Origin of the sequence: Aeromicrobium sp. SORGH_AS_0981 (assembly GCF_031453195.1) — a bacterium.
GTDB lineage: Bacteria > Actinomycetota > Actinomycetes > Propionibacteriales > Nocardioidaceae > Aeromicrobium.
Map to the genome: position 1 here is coordinate 2,825,724 of NZ_JAVIZD010000001.1, position 18,995 is coordinate 2,844,718.

Here is an 18,995-nt window from a genome sequence, read left to right on the forward strand (position 1 = left end):
ACGGCGTCTCGTGCGGTGCGGCGGCCCGGAGGCCGGGCGCTCAGTCCAGCAGGCTGCGCAGGACGTACGGCATGATGCCGCCGTTGCGGTAGTAGTTCGCCTCGCCGGGGGTGTCGATGCGCACGACCGCGTCGAACTCGACGGTGTCGCCGCCCTCCTTCGTCGCGACGACCTTGACCGTGCGCGGCGTGGTGCCCTCGTTGAGCTCCGTGACGCCGGTGACCGAGAAGGTCTCCTCGCCCGTGAGGCCCAGCGACTCGGCGTTCTCGCCCTGCGGGAACTGCAGCGGGAGGACGCCCATGCCGATGAGGTTCGAGCGGTGGATGCGCTCGTAGGACTCCGCGATGACGACCTTCACGCCCAACAGGGCCGTGCCCTTGGCCGCCCAGTCGCGCGACGAGCCCGAGCCGTACTCCTTGCCCGACAGCACGACCAGCGGGACGCCGGCGGCCTGGTAGTTCTGCGACGCGTCGAAGACGGTCGTGACCTCTCCCCCGGCCGTGAAGTCGCGCGTGAAGCCGCCCTCGGTGCCCGGGGCGATCTGGTTGCGCAGGCGGATGTTCGCGAACGTGCCGCGGATCATGACCTCGTGGTTGCCGCGGCGCGAGCCGAGGGAGTTGAAGTCACGCGGCTCGACGCCCTTCTCCATCAGGTACTTGCCCGCGGGGCTGTCCTTCTTGATGGCACCGGCCGGGCTGATGTGGTCGGTCGTCACCGAGTCGCCGAGCTTGAGGAGCACGCGGGCGCCGTCGATGTCGGTGACCGGCTCCGGCTCCAGGCCCATGCCGTCGAAGTACGGCGCCTTGCGGGCGTACGTGGAGTCCTCGTCCCAGGCGAACGTGTCGCCCTCGGGCGTCGGCAGGTTCTGCCAGCGCTCGTCGCCCGCGAAGACGTCGGCGTACTCCTTGCCGAACGTGTCGCTCGTGATCGAGGAGGCGATGACGTCCTCGACCTCGGCCGGGGACGGCCAGATGTCCTTGAGGTACACCGGGTTGCCGTCGGTGTCCTCGCCGAGCGGCTCCGTCGTGATGTCGACGTCCATCGAGCCGGCGATGGCGTAGGCGACCACCAGCGGCGGGGACGCCAGGTAGTTCATCTTGATGTCCGGGTTGATGCGGCCCTCGAAGTTGCGGTTGCCCGACAGCACCGAGACGACGGCGAGGTCGTTCTCGTTGACGGCGGCGCTCACCTCGGGGATCAGCGGACCGGAGTTGCCGATGCAGGTCGTGCAGCCGTAGCCGACGAGGTTGAAGCCCAGCTTGTCGAGGTAGGGCGTCAGGCCGGAGCGGTCGTAGTAGTCCGAGACGACCTTCGACCCGGGGGCCAGCGTCGTCTTGACCCACGGCTTGCGCGACAGGCCCTTCTCGACGGCCTTCTTCGCCAGGAGCGCCGCGCCGATCATGACCGACGGGTTCGACGTGTTGGTGCACGACGTGATCGCGGCGATGGTGACGGCGCCGTGGTCGAGCGTGAACGTCTGGCCGTCGAGCGTGACCTCGATCGGGTTGCTCGGGCGACCGCCGTCGGCGGGGACGCACGACAGGTAGTCGCGCGAGGGCGTGGTGCCCTCGGAGTCCGACGCCGGCGGGTCGGACGCCGGGAAGGACTCCTCGAGCGCCTCGTCGTACTTGCCGGTCGTCGTGTCGGCCTCCTCCTCCACGTAGGCGGCGAGCGCGCCACGGAAGCCCTGCTTGGCCGACGTCAGCTCGACCCGGTCCTGGGGACGCTTCGGGCCGGCGATCGACGGCACGATCGTCGACAGGTCGAGCTCGAGGTACTCGGAGTAGCGCGGCTCGTGGTCCGGGTCGTGCCACAGGCCCTGGGCCTTGGCGTAGGCCTCGACGAGCGCGACCTGCTCGGCGCTGCGGCCGGTCAGCTCGAGGTACTTCGTGGTCTCCTCGTCGATCGGGAAGACCGCGATGGTGGAGCCGTACTCGGGGCTCATGTTGCCGATCGTGGCGCGGTTGGCCAGCGGGACGGCGCCGACGCCGGAGCCGTAGAACTCGACGAACTTGCCGACGACGCCGTGGTCGCGCAGCATCTCGGTGATCGTGAGCACGAGGTCGGTCGCCGTGGCGCCCTCGGGCAGCTCGCCGTGCAGCTTGAAGCCGACGACGCGCGGGATGAGCATGCTGATCGGCTGGCCGAGCATCGCGGCCTCGGCCTCGATGCCCCCCACGCCCCAGCCGACGACGCCGAGGCCGTTGACCATGGTGGTGTGGGAGTCGGTGCCGACGCAGGAGTCGGGGTAGACCGTGCCGTCCTTGTCGAACACGACGCGCGCGAGGTGCTCGATGTTGACCTGGTGCACGATGCCGGTTCCAGGCGGGACGACCTTGAAGTTGTCGAAGGCGCCCTGGCCCCAGCGCAGGAACTTGTAGCGCTCGCCGTTGCGCTCGTACTCGATCTCGACGTTGCGCTCGAACGCCTCGGGCGTGCCGAAGACGTCGGCGATCACGGAGTGGTCGATGACCATCTCGGCGGGAGCGAGCGGGTTGATCTTCGACGGGTCGCCGCCGAGGTCGACCATGGCCTCGCGCATGGTGGCGAGGTCGACGACGCAGGGGACGCCGGTGAAGTCCTGCATGATCACGCGTGCGGGCGTGAACTGGATCTCCTGGTCGGGCTCGCTCGACGGGTCCCAGGCGGCGATCGCCTTGATGTCGTCGGCCGTGATGTCGGCCCCGTCCTCGGTGCGCAGCAGCGCCTCGAGCAGGACCTTCAGGCTGAACGGGAGCGTGGCGACGTCGAGGCCGTCACCCTGCACCGCGTCGAGCTTGAAGTACGTGTAGCTGGTGCCGTCCACCTCGAGCGTCTGCTCGGCGTTGAAGCTGTCGACCATGGGCTGTCTCCTTCGCGTCGGGTTCCATCCTGCCGACCGGACCGCCGGGCTGCCAGGTCAGGTGCGCCTTACCTGACGCCCTCCTGACTGCCGCGGCACGAGCACCGTGGGGGTGTCCGGCCGAGAAAGTCTCTTGATGTCAAGATACACGATGTCAAGAGGAATGTCCGACGCAGCGGGAGCCGACGCGTCAGAAGAGCCCGGGCCAGCGCCAGAGGAGCGGCCACATGAACGCCAGCTGCGCCGCGCACACCGCCAGGACGCCCACCACCCCGACCGCGTCGAGGACGACGAGCGCGCGACGCCGCGGCACCGAGGTGGCCGCGTCGTCGCCGTGCGCCCGGACGACCTCGGTGCCGGCGACGCGGTCGAGCACGCCGCGGTGCATGCCGAGGAGCAGCGGCACGAGCAGCGCCAGGAGGCCAAGGTAGGCCGCGAACCCCAGGTGCCACGCGTCCGGCGTGGCCGAGCGCAGGACCGTGGGCAGGCCGATGGGCACGGCCGCCACCGCAAGGTCGATGAGCACCGCGGCGGCGAGCCCGCGCAGCAGCCCACGCGCGGCCCCGGTCGGGCCCCCGTCGCCGGCGCGGACGACACGCAGGCTCTCGCGGTGCTTGCCGATGCTGTGCCCGCGCACGCCTTGGCGCAGGCCGTTGTTCCACAGGACGAAGAGCTCACCGGCGACGAGTCCGCCCAGCAGCAGGCCGTCGGAGCGACCCAGGGTCCAGACGTCGCCGGTCGTCGCGCTGCCCAGGATCCGCGCGACGAGCACGACCAGGGCGCCTGCGGTGAAGGCGACGCAGAACAGCAGCACGTCCTGGGCGAGCGCCGAGCGTCGCAGGTCGCCGACGGTGCGCTCCTCCTCCCCGAGGGTGCGTTCCTCCCCGCCGACGTCGGACGCGGGCGTGAGGTCCTGGGCGTCGTTCATCGCATCGCTCCGATCCAGCGGGCGGCCGCGCGGCCGTCGCGCACCCGACTCTCCCACGTCATGCCCACCGCGAGCATCGACACACCGGCGACGGCGATGAGGATCCAGCGCGGGAGCGCGACGGCGACGGGACCGAGCTGGACGAGGAGCAGCAGCCCCACCAGGACGGCCCCTGCCGCGAAGGGCGCGAGCCAGCGCAGCCGGACGCCGAGCGCCAGCACGGCGAGCGACACGAGCCCCAGCGCGAGCCCGCGCGGACTCGTCGGGGCCAGGAGCGCCTGCGGCAGGCTCGGCAGGAGCCCGAGCACGAGCCCCGGCCCGAGCGCGACCACCGTGCTGCGCGGCGGCTCGGTCCGCAGCAGCACCCACGCCCCGGCAGCGAGCAGCACGAGCGCGAACGGGACGGTGTAGGCCTCGACCACCCCGACGTCGCTGGCCACCAGCCGCAGCACGTAGGCGATGCCGAGCGGCACGGGCGCCACCCATCGCAGGGCGGCCCGGTCGGGGACGAGGAGCGAGACGAGCACGAGCGTCGCGCCGAGCAGCGTGAGCAGCAGCGCCAGCCAGCCCAGAGACGTCGTCCCGGCCGCCCAGAGCACGGTGACGATGAGCACGGTCACGGCGGCCAGCTCGACCCCACGACGTCCTCGACGGTCGGCGAGGAGTGCCGACGCGCCCGCCCCGACCACGAGGGCCGTCAGCAGGACGACGAGCGAGGCGACGGTCGCGGGCGCGTCGACCAGCGCCAGGACCGGGACCGTCGAGACGATCGTGGTCCCTGCCGCCGCCGACGTGGCGACGTCGCGCCAGGGCTGCCCGTCGTCCGGCAGCGCGCAGACGCCGAGCAGGACGGCGGCCAGGGGCCAGGCGACCACGGCCGTGCCCCAGTCGCCGATGCACACGACGACGGCGGCTGCCGCGAGCACACCGCCGACCGCCCGCAGGACGGCGCGGTCGGCGACCAGCAGCGAGACCAGGACGGCCGCCGCAGCCGGGAGCAGGAGGGTGGCGGCGAGCCACACGACGTCGAGGTCGACCACGGCCGCGGCGACGAGCACCCCGCCCACCGCCAGCAGACCCGAGCCGCCCTCGACACCGACACGACCGCTGCGGTCGCGCAGCCCGGTGCCGGAGACCAGCAGTGCGAGCGCGGCCGCCCCGGAGAGGACGACTCCCGCCGCGCCCGTCGCCAGGTCGGCCAGCAGGACGGGCGGCACGAGGGCGAGCCCGACGAGCACGGTCCCGACCGCAGCCAGCACCTCCTGCGCCGGCGCAGGTCGTGCGGCCCGCGCGGCGACCACGGCGACGAGCGCGGCCGCACCCCACACCCACCACGCCGTGGACCAGTCCCCCGCGACCAGGAGGTCCGCGACCACCACCGCCGTCGCCGCGAGAGCGGGATGGACGACGCGTCGACCGTGCGGCGCGGCCGCGACGAGCGCCAGGGTCGCCCCGACCGACAGCGCGGCGATCGCTCCCGCTCCCGGGGTGACCTCCGCCGCACTGGTCGCGACCGTCACGAGGAGCGCGGCGGCGACGCCGGTCTCGACCCCGGTGCGCCGCGCGTCGTCGTCGACGAGGAGCACACCGACGACGAACGTGAGCACGACCGCGGCGACCAGCGTGGCCAGTCGGACCTGCGCGTCGCCGTCGAGCGCCACCACCAGCGCGCCTGCCGTGCCGGGACCCCAGGCAGCGGCGAGGCCGAGCGCGACGGCACTCCGCAGGCGTGGCGCCCGCACGAGCGCGACGACGACCAGGCCGAGGGTCGAGGCAGCCCACACGACGACGCACGCCCATGGCGCGTCGAGGGCGAGCGCGGGTGCGACGCCGAGCGTCGCGACCGACACCCACGCCCATGGCGCGGGCCCTTCGGCGGGCGTCCCGAAGGTCGTCACGGCCCAGAGCACGAGGGCACCGGCGACGACGCTGCCGGCCAGCAGCACCGCGGACGGGCCGGCGTCGGCGAGCACCGACCAGGCGGTGACGACGGCGACGCTGGTGGCCCCGCCGAGCGACCAGGGGCGCAGGTGCCTCAGGACGCGCCAGCGTGCAGCCCCGAGGACGACGAGGGTCGCTGCGGCACCGAGGGTCCACGCGAGCCAGGGGCGGTCGGTGCCGGGCACGTCGAAGGTCGTGAGGGGGTGGTCGATGCGCTGGCCGCCGGTGGTGGACAGCGCCTCACCCACCACGGCCAGCAGCTGTGCTCCCCAGGGGAAGAGCGCGAGGGCCACCAGGAGCGACGGCGCGATGCCTGCCGCACGCGCGCCTCGTGCCCACGGTCCTCGTCCGGGGACCCAGACGGCCGGCACCGCGACCGCGGCGAGCACGAGCAGGGCGCCGTACTGCGGAGCGGCCGACCACGCGGGCAGGGCGGCCAGGAGCGTGAGCGTCGAGAGCGCGGCGCCCGCCGAGATCGTGCGGGCCGTGGCGGGCAGCCGGCCGAGCGACGCGGCCCCGGCGGCGACGCCGGCGACGATCGCGAGGGGGACACCGTGGGCGCCCGCCGAGCAGGTCCCTCAGGGCAGGGTGTGCGACGGCGTCCGCGAGGGCCAGGACGACCGCGACCAGCGCGGCGACCCCGCCCGCGGCGAGAGCGAACCACGCCCCGCCCCGTGCGGTCGCCCGGTGGAGCGCGGCCCCGACGAGCACGGCGACGACGAGCGCCGCGGTCGCCGACCAGAAGGGACGCGCTCCGCCGTCGTCGAGCAGGACCGCCACCCGCACCCCGGCCACCGCACCGGCGAGGCCGCCGAGCACCGACACGACGACCAGCTCGCGGGCGTCGTCGAGGGTGCGTCGTCCGAACCTGACGATCCCCGCGGTCGCGAGCACCACCAGGGCGGACCACAGCAGGTCCCACGGCGCGCTGGGCAGCGTGTCGAGCCCGAGCAGCCCCTGGTCGCGCGCGGCGAACCAGTCGAGCGTGAACAGCCCCAGGAAGACGGTCCACAGGGCCTCGGCCGACGCCCGCAGGCGCTGGCGCGTGACGACGGTGGCGACACCACCCGCGACGAGGGTCGCGGCGAGCAGCACGAGGGCGCGGCCGAGGATGCCCATCGGGCCCCAGTAGACCGTGATGAAGATGGCGCCGGCCACGAGCAGGGCGAGGGCACCCAGCGCCAGGAGGACGGTGCCCACCGAGACGGGGGCGCGAGGCGTCGTCGCGGCGACGGAGTCGACCGTGGGGACGGACTCGACCGTGGGACGGCTGGGGGCGGGGCCCGACGGGGTGACGCCGGCGGCTGCCGGCGCGGGTGCCGCTGCTGGGGCCGTGACTGGCGCCGTGGCTGGCGCCTGGACCGGCGCGACGGGCGGCGGCGGCACGGACGGCACCGTCACGGTCGGCGCGGGCACGGGCGCCTGGACCGTCGCCGGCCGACTGGCGTGGCGGGCCCGCTCGAGGTCGCGGTCGACCCGCATGAGCTGGTTCCACAGCCGCCCCGCCTCGGCGGTGCGCAGGTCGAGACCGCAGCGGGCACAGACCCGCGCACCGGCGAGTCGCGCCCGGCAGTCGGGGCACACGGTCGGGTCGGCGTAGGCCATGGCGACACCCTGCCCGTCCAGGTGGTCCTCGGACAACCTCGTCGGCCGCCGTTGAGGTCAGTCCACGCGGTCGAGGACGGCCACGCACTCCACGTGGTGCGTCATCGGGAACAGCGCGAACGCCCGCAGCGGACCGAGGCGGTACCCGTGCTCGGCGAACGTGGCGACGTCGCGGGCGAGCGCCGCCGGGTCGCAGGCCACGTAGACGACGCGGCGGGCACCGAGCGCCGCGACGCCCGGCACGGCCTTGCGCGCGCCGGTGCGGGGCGGGTCGAGGACGACGACGTCGACGCCCTCGGCGAGCGCGGGGTCGCGACGCAACGCCCCCTCGGTCGAGTCGGCCACGAGACGCACCTCGCTGCGACCGTGCAGCGACCTCCGGGCGTCGCGGGCACCCTGGCGGTCCGCCTCGACGCTGACCACGAGGCCGTCCGGTCCGACGGCGTCGGCGAGGAAGGCGGTGAAGAGGCCCACCCCGGCGTACAGGTCGGCGACGCGGTCGCCGGGGCGCGCCTCGGCGGCATCGAGGACCGCGTCGACGAGGGTCCGTGCCGCCTCCGGGTGCACCTGCCAGAAGCCCGAGCCGGTGACGGTGAAGTCGTGCGGTGCGACGTGCTCGGTGAGCCGGGTGCCTCCGGCGCGGCGGTGACCGTCGGTGCCGGCCACGCCGTCGACGTCGAGCTCGGCGGGCACGGCGGCGTCGGTGACGACGAGGCGCTGCCCGGTCGACGACACGATGGCCTCGACCGGGCCGCTGTCCCACCGGTGCGCGGTGACGTCGGGCAGGTCGGGGTGGGCGATCGGGCAGTGGTCGACGGGCACGACCTCGTGCGAGCGGTGCTTGCGCAGCCCGGGCCGCCCGTCGGGGGTGGTCGACCACGTGACGCGGGTGCGCCAGCCGAGGGTGGGTCGGACCTCCTCGACGACGACGTCGCGCTCGATGCCGGCGAGTCGGCTCAGCTGCTCGGCGACGACGTCGGCGAGCAGTCGGCGCTGCGCGGCGGGGTCGACGTGCTGGAAGTCGCAGCCACCGCAGGTGCCCGCGAGGGCGCAGGGCGGCTCGACGCGGTCGGGCGAGGCCTCCAGGACCTCGACGGCGTCGGCTCGCAGGAACCGCTTGCTGGTGTCGGTGACGCGGATGCGGACCCGCTCCCCCGGGAGGCTGTGCCGGACGAACACGACCTGCCCGTCCAACCGCGCCACACAGCTTCCGCCGTGGGCGACGGGCCCCACCTCGACCACCGGCAGACTCGACTCGTTCACACCCGACCACCCCGCACGGGCCCACGAGCCCACCGAGGGCACAGGGCGACGGGCCCCACCTCGACCACGGGCAGATCGGAGTCGCTCACGGGCGCGTGTCCGGACTGTCGTCGTGGGGCTGCTCGGGGCGGGGCTGGTCGCCGAGACCGCGGCGGACGTCGCCGGGCGCGGGCCCGATGACGCTGCGCGGGTTGACCTTGGCGGCGGAGCTGAGCTGGTAGGGCACGCTCGTGACCATGACGCCGGGCATGAACAGCAGGCGCCCCTTGAGACGGAGCGCGGTCTGGTTGTGCAGGAGCTGCTCCCACCAGCGTCCGACGACGTACTCGGGGATGTAGACGCTGACGATGTCGCGGGGGCTCTCGCGGCGCTTCTCCTTGACGTACTTGACGACGGGGCGCACGAGCTCGCGGTACGGCGAGGAGACGACGGTGAGCGGGACGGGGATGGCGAGCTCGTCCCACCGCTCGCGGAGGGCGGTGGTGTCCTGCGGGTCGAGCTCGACGTAGAGCGCCTCGAGCGTGGACGGCCGGGCGACGCGGGCGTAGGCGAGGGCGCGGAGGGCGGGCTTGTGGAGGCGTCCGATGAGCACGACCGCGTGCACCCGGGACGGGAGCGCGACGTCGGTGTCGTCGATGGCGAGCTCGTCGCTGACCCGCTGGTAGTGACGGTTGATGCCGAGCATCAGGAAGAAGACGAACGTCATGGCCAGGATGGCGATCCAGGCGCCGGCGAGGAACTTGGTGATGAGGACGATGACGAGCACGGTCGCGGTCATCGCGAGGCCGAAGCTGTTGACGACGCGCGAGCGCTTCATGCGACGCCGTTCGGCGGGGTCGGTCTCGGTCGCGAGGTGGCGGGTCCAGTGCCGGATCATGCCGAGCTGGCTGAGGTTGAAGGAGACGAACACGCCCACGATGTAGAGCTGGATCAGCTTGGTGACCTCGGCGTCGAACGCGAGGATCAGGACGATGGCGGCGACGGCGAGCAGGACGATGCCGTTGCTGAACGCCAGACGGTCGCCGCGGGTGTCGAGCTGGCGGGGCAGGTGGCCGTCGCGGGCCAGGATCGAGCCGAGGACGGGGAAGCCGTTGAAGGCGGTGTTCGCGGCGAGGACCAGGATCACGCCCGTGCAGGCGATGGTGAAGTAGAACAGCGGCTGGGCGTCGCTGTAGAGGGCCTTCGCGAGCTGGGCGATGACGGTCGGCTGGTCGTAGCCCTCGCCGACGGGCTGGCCGTCGAGCAGCAGCTGGTGGGCGGGGTCCTCGACGTAGCGGACGTGCATGGCGTCGGCGAGCAGGATGATGCTCATCAGCATCGTGATGGAGATGGTGCCGAGGAGCAGGAGCGTCGTGGCGGCGTTCTGGCTCTTCGGCTTGCGGAAGGCGGGCACGCCGTTGCTGATCGCCTCGACGCCGGTGAGGGCGGCGCAGCCGGACGAGAAGGCACGCGCCAGCAGGAACGCCATCGCCAGTCCGGTGAGCGCCGAGTCGTAGGGCGCCTCGGCGGCGATGTCGTACGGCGCGCTCTCCGCCTGCGGCAGGTCGCCGAGGAGGTACCGGACGAGCCCCCAGGCGGCCATGAGGCCGATCGCGAGCATGAACAGGTAGGTCGGGACGGCGAAGGCGGTGCCGGACTCCTTCGTGCCGCGCAGGTTCAGCGCCATGAGCAGCAGGACGAGGACCGACGCGGCGAGCGCCTCGTGGCCGACGAGCCACGGGATGGCCGAGGTGGCGTTCTGCACGCCCGAGGAGATCGACACGGCGACCGTGAGGACGTAGTCGACCAGCAGGGCGCTCGCCACCGTCACGCCGGCCTTCGGCCCGAGGTTCGTCGTGGCGACCTCGTAGTCGCCGCCGCCGCTCGGGTAGGCGTGGACGTTCTGGCGGTAGGAGGCGACGACCGTGAGCATGACCAGGACGACGGCGATGCCGATCTTCCAGTTGAAGGCGTAGGCGGTGATGCCGCCCATGGAGAGCGTCAGGAAGATCTCGTCAGGGGCGTAGGCGACGGACGACAGCGCGTCGCTCGCGAACACGGGCAGGGCGATGCGCTTCGGCAGCAGCGTCTCCCCCAGCTGGGTACTGCGCAGCTTCCGTCCGACGATGGTCCGCTTGACGGACTCGACCATGCCCACGAGCGACGATGGTAGCCGCGGGGTCGTCCGCCCGCCGGGGCGCGGGCGCACGGCGCGGCACCGGTGCGCCGGACCGTCCCACGACGTCCTCGCGTCCGTGTAGCGTCGCCTCCGTGCACATCGTGATCATGGGCTGCGGCCGCGTCGGCTCGACGCTCTCGCGCAGCCTCGAGGAGCGCGGCCACACGACGGCCGTGATCGACTCCAACCCTGACGCGTTCCGTCGCCTGGGCCCCGGCTTCACGGGGACGACGGTCACCGGCATGGGCTTCGACCGCGAGGTGCTGCGCGCGGCCGGGATCGAGCAGGCCGACGGCTTCGCGGCGGTCTCCAGCGGCGACAACTCCAACATCATCTCCGCGCGCGTCGCTCGCGAGCAGTTCGGCGTCGGCAACGTCGTCGCGCGCATCTACGATCCGGGTCGCGCCGAGGTGTACGAGCGGTTGGGCGTGCCCACGGTCGCCACCGTCCCGTGGGCCGCCGACCAGGTGCTGCGACGTCTGCTGCCGGCCGGGTCCGAGCCGGCCTGGCGCGACCCGTCCGGCCAGCTGCGCCTCGACACCGTGTACGCACCGTTCCCCTGGATCGGCCGTCACGTCTCCGACCTCGAGGACGCCGCCGGCGTGCGCGTCGCGTACCTCACCCGGCTCGGCTCCGGGGTCGTCGCGACGGCCCGCACCGTGATGCAGGAGGGCGACGTGCTCGCCGTGTTCATGCGAGACGAGGACGCCGAGCGTGCCCACGCGGTGCTCGAGTCCGGACCTGAGGAGGCCTGATGCGCGTCGCCATCGCCGGTGCCGGTGCGGTCGGCCGTTCCGTCGCCCTCGAGCTGACCGAGAACGGTCACCAGGTGCTGCTCATCGACAAGTCGCCGGGGTCCATCCGCTCCGACGTCGTGCCCGACGCCCAGTGGCTGCTCGCCGACGCGTGCGAGATGTCGTCGCTGGCCGAGGCAGGCCTGCACACGTGCGACGTCGTCATCGCGGCGACCGGTGACGACAAGGTGAACCTCGTCGTCTCGCTGCTCGCGAAGACCGAGTTCTCGGTGCCGCGCACGGTCGGCCGCGTGAACCACCCCAGCAACGAGTGGCTGTTCGGCGAGTCGTGGGGGGTCGACGTGGCCGTCTCCACCCCGCGTCTCATGTCGGCGCTCGTGGAGGAGGCGGTCTCGGTCGGCGACCTCGTCCGCCTGTTCACCTTCCGCCAGAGCAACACGAGCCTGGTCGAGCTGACCATGCCCGCCGACTCCCCCTACACGGGCCGCCTCGTGCGCGACGTGCCCTGGCCGCGTGACGTCGTGCTCGTCGCCATCCTGCGCGACAACGCCATCGAGACCCCCGACCCCGAACGCTCCCTCGAGGCCGGCGACGAGCTGCTGTTCGTCACCGCCGAGGACGCCGAGGTCGAGATCGGCTCGCTGCTCTCCCCCAAGTCCTGACGTCGCGTCGCCCTCTTTCTGGGGTGGCGCTACTCCTCGCTCGGGTGGGGTGCGCTGGCGCGGCTTCTCGCTCGGGTGGGGGTGCGCCGGCGCGGCTCCGACTCGTCCTGCGCTCCGCAAGGGCCTCGACCGGGCGGATGGGAACGGCGGCGGCTCGAGTCTCGGGCCGTGGCTCGCGTGGGACGCAAGAATCTGCGTTTGCGCGTCCCATCGGTGGATCTGCAACCGCAGGAGCGCCTGTGCGGTTGAAAATCCACCGCCGGCGGGCCAGACGCGGCAACGATGCTCCCTTCTCGTGGACCGTGCCACGCGAAGGGAGAAGCACTGCCCACCCCACCCCCAAGGGCACCCAAGATTCTTCATTCGCGCGTCTGAGGCCGGACGCTTCTGCGTTGGTGACGGGATCCCGTAGCAAACGCAGAAGCCTTGACCTTCAACTCACCAACGCAGATCCTTGCGTCCCACGCGAGCCACAACCCGAGACCCCAGACCAGCGCCTCGCCCAGCCGCCCGGTCGAGGCCTTTTCGAAGGCCACCCCCAGCGAAACCCGAGCCTACGCACCAGCAACCCCAGACCCCCGGCGCCAGCGCACCAGCAGGTCCAGTCGCTGCCTCAGCGCGTGCTCGCGCCCGGCTCGAGAGGGGTGGCATTGCGCGACAGGACCCACGCCATGGCGGCGAAGGCGGCGACCTGGAGGGGCCAGCCGAGCACGACCTTGGAGGTGCCGAGGAGGGCGACGTGGTCGCCGGCCCACAGCGGGTACTGGACGAGGACGCGCACGATGCAGGGGGCGGCGAAGAGCCAGGTGAGCAGCGAGCACAGCCGGACGAGCTGGCGGTCCTCGTGCCACTCGGTGGGCTCGCCGGTCAGGCTGCCGATGAGGAAGCCGACGAGCGGCCAGCCGACCAGGATCGACACGACGAACACCGCAGCGTAGGCGCCGTTGTAGAGGATGCCGGGCAGGAACACGTCGCGCGCCTCGCCGCTGCGCGACGCGAACACCGCGGCGATCGCGATGCCGACGAGGGCGTTGAGCACGAACTGGACCGTGGAGCGCTGCACGAGCCGCACGGCGAGCAGCACGACCGCGCTGCCGACGCTCGCGACCAACGACGTGCGGAGGTCCTTCGTGACGATCCAGCAGACGGTGAAGACGATCGTCGGGACGGCGCTCTCGACGATGCCGCGGCCGCCGCCCAGCGCCTCGGCGAGCTTGGAGCGGACGAGCTCCTCGACGGTGGCGTAGCGACGTGCCCCGTCGCCCGGACCGTCGTGTCGTGCGGGCTCGGCGGAGGCGTCAGGCATCGAGCTCGTAGCGCGGGTTGTAGAGCACGCAGCTGTCGCCGCGCCGGCCGATGCGGCCGTGGACCGTCAGTCGACGTCCGGGCTCGATGCCCTTGATCTCGCGCCGACCCAGCCACACGAGCGTCACCTGGCCGGACCCGTCGTACAGCTGCGCCTCGAGCGCGCTGACCCCGTCGGAGACCGGCCGCGTGGTCACCGAGCGCAGCTCGCCGTGCAGCGAGCAGACGGCACGGTCGGACTGCGACGCCAGGAGGCGGCAGCCGGCCTGGTCGGCGCTGCGCTGCAGCTCGTCGTCCTCGATCTGCTCGAGGGTCGGCCGGCGCCAGGCACGGCTCAGTCGCGAAGGCATGCGTCCATCCTAGGTCGGTTCGCCGTCAGGACCGAGGGTCATGGGCTCCGCGTCCGGGGGGAGCTCGATCAGGAGCGGCTCGCGGACGGGACGCGGGTCGTCGCCGCGCACGACCACGACCTCGCGGAACGCCTGCTCGAGGAGACCGTCGTCGTCGGGCTCGAGGGCCGCCGAGCCGAGGAACGTCGCGCGCAGCATCCACCGAGGACCCTCGACGGCGACGATGCGCGACGGCTGGAACCCGTCCTGGCCGTCGGGCAGGGTGACGGGGATCTGCACGCGCAGCTCCGGCCCGTACGGCCCGTCGACCTCCTCGACCTGGCCGTCGAGCCGCTGCACCTCCGCGACCAGCTCCTGGCGCACCTCGTCCCACAGGCCGCCGCTGCGCGGTGCGGCGAAGGCGCGCAGCTCCAGGCCCGCCTCCTCGGTCACCAGCACCACCGAACCGGCGCCGCCGCCGTCGTCCTGCGGCACCTGCAGCTGGAAGCCGACCCGGCCGCGGATGCGCAGCGGGCCGAGGTCGACGTAGCCCGGCTCGTCCGCGGACGCCTCCGTGGAGTCACGCGGTCGGGTCGGCGTGCTTGCCGCCTCGGTCGGCTCGCTGGCGGTCTGCTCGTCGGGTGCGGTCTGCTCGCGCTCGCGGCGACGTCGGATCATCGGTGCTCTCCCACGGATCGGTGGCCGCCGGTCGAGCCGTAGCCCCCGGCGCCTCGGCTGGTGTCCTCGAGTGACTCGACCTCGCGGAAGGTCACGTGCTCGACGCGCTGGACGACGAGCTGCGCGATGCGGTCGCCCCGCGCCACCTCGACGGTCTCCTGCAGGTCGTGGTTGACCAGCAGCACCTTGATCTCGCCGCGGTAGCCCGCGTCGACGGTGCCGGGAGTGTTCACGACCGACAGTCCGTGCCGCAGCGCCAGTCCGGACCGGGGGTGCACGAAGGCGGCGTAGCCGTCGGGCAGGGCGATGGCGATGCCGGTCGGCACGAGCACCCGCTCGCCCGGGGCCAGCGTGGCCGGTGCTGCGGCGTGCAGGTCGACGCCCGCGTCCCCCGGGTGCGCGTACGCGGGGACCGGGAGCTGCGGGTCGAGGCGTCGCACCGCGATCTCGAGCATGCTCGCGACCCTACTCGGGTGGACCTGGCCTGGATGCGGCAGGCTTGCAGGGTGCAGAACCGTCGTGAGCGCCTGGTGGCTCCCGTGTCGTGGTGGGTCGGCGTGCTCGCCTTCGCCCTCGCCTGGGCCTGGCTGCTGCTGGTCGTCGCCGGCACCGGCGCCGCCGTGGTGACGTTCGTCGGCGTGGCTGTGCTGACAGGCGCCGTCGTGTGGGCCTACGGACGCACCGTGGTCGACGCCGGCCCCGACGGCCTGCGCGTCGGACGTGCCTTCCTGACGGCGGAGCACGTGGGTGCCGTCACCCCGCTCGACCGCGTCGCGACCCGCGAGGCCCTCGGACCCCGCGCCGACGCCCGCGCCTGGCTGCACGTGCGCCCCTACGTCGACACCGCCGTGCGCGTCGACGTCGACGACCCGGCCGACCCGGCCCCCTACTGGCTGGTCTCCACCCGCCACCCGGAGGCGGTCGCCGCCGCGCTCGGCGCGCGTCCCGCTCCGTCCGACGCTCCCGACCAGCCCACTCCAGACCCGAGGTGACGACCATGGCCCGCAGGTCCCGCAAGGCCCGCACGACCCCCAGCCTGGAGACGGCGACCCCGCCGCGGAAGGCCTCGCGCTCCAGCCGTACCAGCTGGAAGCTGCTGGACCGCTCGACGACGATCGCCGCCGGTCTGCTCGCCCGCCAGGCCTCGACGTTCACCTGGCGCCTCGCGACGGGTCGCAAGCCCCCGACCGCGGGACGGCACCCGGACGTCGAGACCAAGGAGGCCGTGGCGTGGGCGGTCGTCGGGGGCGCCCTCGTCGAGGTGGTCCGCCTGCTCGTGCGTCGTGGCGCCGCCGGCTACTGGGTGCGGTCCACGGGCGACCTCCCGCCCGGGATGAAGCCGCTCAAGGGTGCCTCGGTCGGGGCACGCGTGGCCGCAGCCGCAGGAACGACAGAGCCGGCTCCCTCGCGGAAGCCGGCTCGGCGTCGTCGGCGCTCGCGCTGAGCGAGCCCGGGCTGGTGGGAGGTCCCACCGGTGCGTGCTGCGTCAGTAGGCGCAGTCCCGGCAGATGAGCCGGTCGCCCTTCTCCTCGGCGAGCTGGGACCGGTGGTGCACCAGGAAGCACGACGAGCACGTGAACTCGTCGGACTTGCGCGGCACCACCTGGACGGCCAGCTCCTCGTGAGAGAGGTCGGCACCAGGCAGCTCGAAGGACTCGGCCGCCTCGACCTCGTCCTCGTCCACCTTGCCCGAGTTCTTCTCGTGGCGACGCGCCTTGAGCTCCTCGATGCTGTCCTCGGACTGCTCTTCCTCAGTCTTGCGAGGCGCGTCGTAGTCGGTAGCCATGTACCCCTCCGTCGTGTGCGTTCAACCGACGGGATTGTTCCACACCGGCACAAGCCGTCGTCGGTCAGAACCCACAAGCCCGCACGACGTCGAAGTATTCCCCTGCGAGGGCAGGGTGGGCGGCCATCACGAGCCGTCCGTCGGGCGCTCCGTCGAGTCCCTCGACGCGCACACCCGCCTCGCGCGCCACGAGTGCGCCGGCAGCCCTGTCCCACGGCTGCAGACCCTGCTCGACGTACGCGTCGAGCGTGCCGTCGGCGAGTGCGCACAGGTCGAGCGCGGCCGCGCCCATGCGACGAACGTCACGTACCTGGGGCAGCAGCTGCGCGACGGCGAGGCCCTGCTCGCGGCGTCGCTCCGGCAGGTAGCCGAAGCCGGTGCCGACGAGTGCCTCGGCCAGCGGCGGGGGCTCGGGGGCGTGCAGCGGCCGCCGCTCGTCATCGCTCCAGCGCCAGGCGCCGGCGCCGAGGACGGCTGCCCACTCCTCGCCGGTCGCGATGTTCACGATGTACCCGGCCACCTCGGTCGCGCCGTCCGGGCCGTCGAGGCGCGCCGCGATGGAGACCGCGTAGGCCGGGATGCCGTAGACGAAGTTGACGGTGCCGTCGATCGGGTCGACCACCCACTCGACACCGCTGGTGCCGCGGACCCCGCCGCCCTCCTCGCCGAGGAACCCGTCGTCGGGCCGGGCGGCGAGCAGACGCTCCCGGATCAGCTCCTCGCTGGCGCGGTCCACCTCCGTGACCACGTCGACGCGGCTCGACTTCGTGTCGGCGACGCCCACCCGACCCTCCGGACGGCGCGCGCGCACGAGCGCCGCGGCCTCGAGCCCGACCTCCCGGGCCAGCTCGACGAGTGCGTGGGGGTCGACGGCGACGCTCATGCGTGTGCCGGGCGGTCGCCGCGCAGGTTCGCGCAGCAGTTCGGCACGCACACCCACGGGTTCGCCCCGCAGGTGCCGATCGTGGCGGGCGTCGGGTCCTCGCCACGATCGGCCGCCGCGCGCTCCTGCAGGAGGTCGGTGATCATCGCGACGAAGGCCGGGTGGGAACCGGGTGTCGGGACGCGGACGAAGCGCAGGCCCAGCTCCTCCGCCGTCGCCTTGGCCTCGGTGTCGAGGTCGTAGACGACCTCCATGTGGTCGGAGACGAAACCGATCGGCACGACCACGACCGACGTGACACCGTCGGCGGCGAGCTTCTCGAGGTGGTCGTTGACGTCGGGCTCCAGCCACGGCGTGCGCGGCGAGCCGGACCGCGAGCAGTAGACGAGCTCCCACGGCAGGCCCTGGTGCTGGGTCTCGAGCCCGGCCATCACGAGGCGCGCGGTCTCGAGGTGCTGGTCGCGGTAGGCGCCGACGCCCGGGCCACCGCTCGCGTCGTTCATCGCGTCGGGGATCGAGTGGGTCACGAACACGAGGTGGGTGTCGTCGGGCGCGTCGGCAAGGGCGGCCCGCGTGTGCTCCACGAACGGCGCCACGAACCCGGGGTGGTTGAAGGGCAGCCGCAGTCGACTGAGCTCGATGTCGAGGCCCTGGGTCGCGTCGGCGAGGTTCTCGCGGTACTGACGGCAGCCCGAGTAGGAGGAGTAGGCGCTCGTGAGGAAGTACGCGGCGTGGCGGACGCCGTCGGCCACCATCTGCTCGAGCGCGTCACGCAGGTACGGGTCCCAGTTCCGGTTGCCCCAGTAGACCGGAAGGTCGACGTCGCGCGACGCGAGCTCACCCTCGAGCGCTGCGATGACCTGTCGGTTGAGGTCGTTGATCGGGCTGCGCCCACCGAACAGGAAGTAGTGCTCCCCCACCTCCTCCAGCCGCTCGCGCGGGATGCCCTTGCCGACGGTCACGTTCTCCAGGAACGGGACCACGTCGTCGGGCTTCTCGGGACCACCGAAGGAGACGTAGAGGAGTGCATCGAAGGGGCGGACGTCCATGCCGTCATCGTCCCACGCACCGCCTCCACGCGCGGCGCGGCAGGGGGAGGTGGGCGGTGCTGGTGCGCTGCAGCGGATGGTCGTGACCTCGCGCTGCTGCGCTGCCTGCGGAGGTCTTGCCCTGCTGCTGCGCTGCCTGCGGGGGTCTCGACCTGCTGCTGCGCTGCCGCGGGCGGTATCGACCTTGCTGGTGCGCTGCCTCGGCTGGCGCTGGGGGTGGTCTCCGAAAGGCCTCGACCGGGCGGCTGGCATCCGCGCTGGTCTGGGGTCTCGGGCTGCGGGTTGGTGCTGGGGTGGACGCAAGATTCTGCGTTGGCGACGGGATCCCGTCGTGAACGCAGAAGCGTTCGGCCTCGCACGCTCGAATGCAGAATCCTGGTTGCCCTTGGGGGTGGGGTGGGCAGCGCTTCTCCCTTCTCGTGGCACGGTCCACGAGAATGGAGAACCTCTGCCACGTCTGCCCCCGCCATCGGTGGATCTGCAACCGCAGAACCGCTCCTGCGGTTGCAGATCCACCGATAGGACGCTCAAACGCAGAACCATGGCCTGACAACGCAGAAACGAAGAATCTTGAGTCAACCGCGGGCCCAGGCCAGACCCCGAGACCCGGAACCACCCCCGGGCTCGCTGCCGGTCGAGGCCCTTTCGGAGCCCACCCCCAGCGAACGCCGAGGCAGCGCACCAGCAAGGTCACGACGACCGCAGGCAGCGCACCAGCAACGTCACGACCCCCGCAGGCAACGCACCCGCAGGACGAGACCCCCGCAGGCAGCGCACCAGCAAGCCCACGACCACACGAAGTCCCCGCCCC

Annotated in this window: 17 protein-coding genes; 4 read left to right on the plus strand and 13 right to left on the minus strand. The window is 72.9% G+C overall.

Annotated elements, in window-relative coordinates:
* Positions 1 to 40: 40 nt before the first annotated feature.
* The 6 genes from QE370_RS14175 to QE370_RS14200 form a co-directional block, all read right to left on the minus strand.
* Positions 41 to 2,842 carry an aconitate hydratase gene (locus tag QE370_RS14175; RefSeq protein WP_309634726.1) on the minus strand — a complete coding sequence of 934 codons (2,802 nt, stop codon included), beginning with the start codon at positions 2,840 to 2,842 and terminating at the stop codon, positions 41 to 43.
* 190 nt (positions 2,843 to 3,032) lie between these two features.
* Positions 3,033 to 3,770 (minus strand): hypothetical protein, encoded by a 738-nt coding sequence (locus tag QE370_RS14180; protein WP_253027185.1) that lies wholly within the window; start codon positions 3,768 to 3,770, stop codon positions 3,033 to 3,035.
* Entirely contained in the window at positions 3,767 to 6,004 is a 2,238-nt protein-coding gene (locus QE370_RS14185) for an SCO7613 C-terminal domain-containing membrane protein (protein WP_309634727.1), read from the minus strand. Before QE370_RS14185 ends, QE370_RS14180 begins: the two co-directional genes overlap by 4 nt.
* Positions 5,952 to 7,316, minus strand: a complete 1,365-nt coding sequence (locus tag QE370_RS14190) for a hypothetical protein (RefSeq protein WP_309634728.1) — start codon at positions 7,314 to 7,316, stop codon at positions 5,952 to 5,954. The genes QE370_RS14185 and QE370_RS14190 overlap by 53 nt, the downstream gene beginning before the upstream one ends.
* Before the next feature lie 57 nt (positions 7,317 to 7,373).
* On the minus strand, positions 7,374 to 8,621 hold the full coding sequence (locus tag QE370_RS14195) for a TRAM domain-containing protein (RefSeq protein ID WP_309634729.1): 1,248 nt from the start codon (positions 8,619 to 8,621) through the stop codon (positions 7,374 to 7,376).
* 43 nt (positions 8,622 to 8,664) lie between these two features.
* Complete coding sequence (locus tag QE370_RS14200; RefSeq protein WP_309634730.1) at positions 8,665 to 10,710, minus strand: APC family permease; 2,046 nt, start codon at positions 10,708 to 10,710, stop codon at positions 8,665 to 8,667.
* Positions 10,711 to 10,829: 119 nt separating this feature from the next.
* On the opposite strand from QE370_RS14200, the gene QE370_RS14205 reads away from it, so the two are divergent.
* Complete coding sequence (locus QE370_RS14205; protein ID WP_253026588.1) at positions 10,830 to 11,492, plus strand: NAD-binding protein; 663 nt, start codon at positions 10,830 to 10,832, stop codon at positions 11,490 to 11,492.
* The gene (locus QE370_RS14210; protein WP_067857134.1) at positions 11,492 to 12,154 is read left to right on the plus strand and encodes a TrkA family potassium uptake protein; all 663 of its coding nucleotides are present in this window, start codon (positions 11,492 to 11,494) and stop codon (positions 12,152 to 12,154) included. The genes QE370_RS14205 and QE370_RS14210 overlap by 1 nt, the downstream gene beginning before the upstream one ends.
* 613 nt (positions 12,155 to 12,767) lie before the next feature.
* Here the strand turns inward: QE370_RS14210 and QE370_RS14215 are convergent.
* The 4 genes from QE370_RS14215 to dut are packed head-to-tail and all read right to left on the minus strand — an operon-like array spanning position 12,768 to position 14,921.
* Entirely contained in the window at positions 12,768 to 13,460 is a 693-nt protein-coding gene (locus QE370_RS14215) for a DUF3159 domain-containing protein (protein WP_309634731.1), read from the minus strand.
* Positions 13,453 to 13,809: an OB-fold nucleic acid binding domain-containing protein gene (locus tag QE370_RS14220; RefSeq protein ID WP_067857126.1), complete on the minus strand. Its 357-nt coding sequence runs from the start codon at positions 13,807 to 13,809 to the stop codon at positions 13,453 to 13,455. The genes QE370_RS14215 and QE370_RS14220 overlap by 8 nt, the downstream gene beginning before the upstream one ends.
* A 9-nt stretch (positions 13,810 to 13,818) precedes the next feature.
* Positions 13,819 to 14,466 carry a DUF3710 domain-containing protein gene (locus QE370_RS14225; protein ID WP_309634732.1) on the minus strand — a complete coding sequence of 216 codons (648 nt, stop codon included), beginning with the start codon at positions 14,464 to 14,466 and terminating at the stop codon, positions 13,819 to 13,821.
* Entirely contained in the window at positions 14,463 to 14,921 is a 459-nt protein-coding gene (dut, locus tag QE370_RS14230) for a dUTP diphosphatase (protein ID WP_253026583.1), read from the minus strand. The genes QE370_RS14225 and dut overlap by 4 nt, the downstream gene beginning before the upstream one ends.
* Before the next feature lie 51 nt (positions 14,922 to 14,972).
* Between dut and QE370_RS14235 the strand changes: the two genes are divergently transcribed.
* Both QE370_RS14235 and QE370_RS14240 read left to right on the plus strand, forming a co-directional pair.
* On the plus strand, positions 14,973 to 15,458 hold the full coding sequence (locus QE370_RS14235) for a DUF3093 domain-containing protein (protein WP_309634733.1): 486 nt from the start codon (positions 14,973 to 14,975) through the stop codon (positions 15,456 to 15,458).
* Positions 15,459 to 15,463: 5 nt separating this feature from the next.
* Positions 15,464 to 15,910: a DUF4235 domain-containing protein gene (locus tag QE370_RS14240; RefSeq protein ID WP_253026579.1), complete on the plus strand. Its 447-nt coding sequence runs from the start codon at positions 15,464 to 15,466 to the stop codon at positions 15,908 to 15,910.
* Positions 15,911 to 15,952: 42 nt separating this feature from the next.
* On the opposite strand, the gene QE370_RS14245 is transcribed toward QE370_RS14240, so the two are convergent.
* The 3 genes from QE370_RS14245 to QE370_RS14255 all read right to left on the minus strand — a co-directional run bounded on the left by QE370_RS14245 (position 15,953) and on the right by QE370_RS14255 (position 18,184).
* Positions 15,953 to 16,252, minus strand: a complete 300-nt coding sequence (locus QE370_RS14245; protein ID WP_067857109.1) for a DUF4193 domain-containing protein — start codon at positions 16,250 to 16,252, stop codon at positions 15,953 to 15,955.
* A gap of 64 nt (positions 16,253 to 16,316) precedes the next feature.
* A complete protein-coding gene (locus QE370_RS14250) occupies positions 16,317 to 17,135 on the minus strand; it encodes an inositol monophosphatase family protein (RefSeq protein WP_309634734.1) in 819 nt (272 codons plus the stop codon).
* Positions 17,132 to 18,184 (minus strand): ferrochelatase, encoded by a 1,053-nt coding sequence (locus QE370_RS14255; protein WP_309634735.1) that lies wholly within the window; start codon positions 18,182 to 18,184, stop codon positions 17,132 to 17,134. Before QE370_RS14255 ends, QE370_RS14250 begins: the two co-directional genes overlap by 4 nt.
* Positions 18,185 to 18,995 lie beyond the last annotated feature (811 nt).

What these genes read in the sequence shown, in the direction of transcription:
- QE370_RS14210 (WP_067857134.1), top strand. Translation starts at nt 11,492, where the DNA reads ATGCGCGTCGCCATCGCCGGTGCCGGTGCGGTCGGCCGTTCCGTCGCC.
- dut (WP_253026583.1), bottom strand. Translation starts at nt 14,921, where the DNA reads ATGCTCGAGATCGCGGTGCGACGCCTCGACCCGCAGCTCCCGGTCCCC.
- QE370_RS14190 (WP_309634728.1), bottom strand. Translation starts at nt 7,316, where the DNA reads ATGGCCTACGCCGACCCGACCGTGTGCCCCGACTGCCGGGCGCGACTC.
- QE370_RS14255 (WP_309634735.1), bottom strand. Translation starts at nt 18,184, where the DNA reads ATGGACGTCCGCCCCTTCGATGCACTCCTCTACGTCTCCTTCGGTGGT.
- QE370_RS14245 (WP_067857109.1), bottom strand. Translation starts at nt 16,252, where the DNA reads ATGGCTACCGACTACGACGCGCCTCGCAAGACTGAGGAAGAGCAGTCC.
- QE370_RS14220 (WP_067857126.1), bottom strand. Translation starts at nt 13,809, where the DNA reads ATGCCTTCGCGACTGAGCCGTGCCTGGCGCCGGCCGACCCTCGAGCAG.
- QE370_RS14175 (WP_309634726.1), bottom strand. Translation starts at nt 2,842, where the DNA reads ATGGTCGACAGCTTCAACGCCGAGCAGACGCTCGAGGTGGACGGCACC.
- QE370_RS14215 (WP_309634731.1), bottom strand. Translation starts at nt 13,460, where the DNA reads ATGCCTGACGCCTCCGCCGAGCCCGCACGACACGACGGTCCGGGCGAC.
- QE370_RS14180 (WP_253027185.1), bottom strand. Translation starts at nt 3,770, where the DNA reads ATGAACGACGCCCAGGACCTCACGCCCGCGTCCGACGTCGGCGGGGAG.
- QE370_RS14225 (WP_309634732.1), bottom strand. Translation starts at nt 14,466, where the DNA reads ATGATCCGACGTCGCCGCGAGCGCGAGCAGACCGCACCCGACGAGCAG.
- QE370_RS14240 (WP_253026579.1), top strand. Translation starts at nt 15,464, where the DNA reads ATGGCCCGCAGGTCCCGCAAGGCCCGCACGACCCCCAGCCTGGAGACG.
- QE370_RS14200 (WP_309634730.1), bottom strand. Translation starts at nt 10,710, where the DNA reads ATGGTCGAGTCCGTCAAGCGGACCATCGTCGGACGGAAGCTGCGCAGT.
- QE370_RS14250 (WP_309634734.1), bottom strand. Translation starts at nt 17,135, where the DNA reads ATGAGCGTCGCCGTCGACCCCCACGCACTCGTCGAGCTGGCCCGGGAG.